Source organism: Pseudoalteromonas sp. MMG005, assembly GCF_018101015.1.
GTDB classification, from domain to species: Bacteria; Pseudomonadota; Gammaproteobacteria; order Enterobacterales; family Alteromonadaceae; genus Pseudoalteromonas; species Pseudoalteromonas aurantia.
On record NZ_JAGJEK010000069.1, the window covers coordinates 1 to 1,084 of the forward strand.

A 1,084-nucleotide genomic window follows, 5' to 3' on the forward strand; every position below is an offset into this window, starting at 1 on the left:
CAGAAGTCGCTGAGCGATTAGATATTTGTACCAAAACGTTATACCACTGGCGGAGCCAGTTATCAGATAAACCTAAATCTGTTCAATCATCCGATGAAAAACTGAAGATCGCTAAATTAGAGGCTGAATTGAAACGTGTCACGGAGGAGCGCGACATTTTAAAAAAGGCCGCAAGGTACTTTGCCAGCCAACCCGAGTAAAGTACGGCTTCATTCGTGATCATCAAGATGAGTTTTCTATCATTGCTATGTGCCGCCTGTTTAAACTACATCGTAGTGGTTTTTATGCGTGGCTAAAAAAGCCCTTAAGTGATAGAACGCTTGAAGATCGTCGCTTGTTGAAGCTCATTAAAGCGTTTTATGTAGCCAGTGGCGGTACGTATGGTAGCCCTTGGATACATGCAGATTTACGTGACACTGGTGAGCGATGCAGCGTAAATCGTGTTGCGAAAATTATGCGTCAGCATAAACTCAAAGCGCAAATAGGCTATAAACGTCGCCATATTAAAGGCGGTAAAACATCACGCATTGCAGATAACTTACTTGCTCGCCAGTTTAATCCTCCTGCACCCAATCAAACATGGGTGAGTGACATTACCTATGTGAGAACCTATGAAGGTTTCTTGTATGTAGCAACTGTCATGGATTTATTTTCTAGGCGTATTGTGGGTTGGTCGATGGATAAGAACATGGACAAGCATTTGGTGATTAAAGCATTGCTCATGGCAGTTTATCAACGTCAACCGAAGGCTGAGGTAATGGTACACAGTGACCAAGGCAGCCAGTACGGTAGTGATGATTACCTTGCGTTTATGAAGGAGCATAACCTTGTTCCATCAATGAGCCGAGCTGGTAATTGTCATGATAATGCGGTTGCAGAAAGCTTTTTTGCAACGATTAAAAAGCGAATAATTAAGCGTAAGATATACTCGACACGCGAAGATGCGAAAGCTGAGATATTCAATTTTATAGAAATGTTTTACAATCCAAAAAAGCGCCATTCACATACAGGCGGTGTTTCACCTGCTAAGTTTGAAGAAGCGTATTATTCTGAATTAAAAACTGTCTAGTGAAAGCTGGGAAGT

General features: G+C 41.9%; 2 protein-coding genes. Both read left to right on the top strand.

Features of this window, described 5'->3' with window-relative positions; all coding sequences use genetic code 11:
* Positions 1-200 (top strand): transposase (locus J8M01_RS23715; RefSeq protein ID WP_211059593.1); only part of this gene is annotated, 200 nt, incomplete at its 5' end.
* Positions 201-211: 11 nt separating this feature from the next.
* Entirely contained in the window at positions 212-1,069 is an 858-nt protein-coding gene (locus J8M01_RS23720) for an IS3 family transposase (RefSeq protein WP_348772777.1), read from the top strand.
* Positions 1,070-1,084 lie beyond the last annotated feature (15 nt).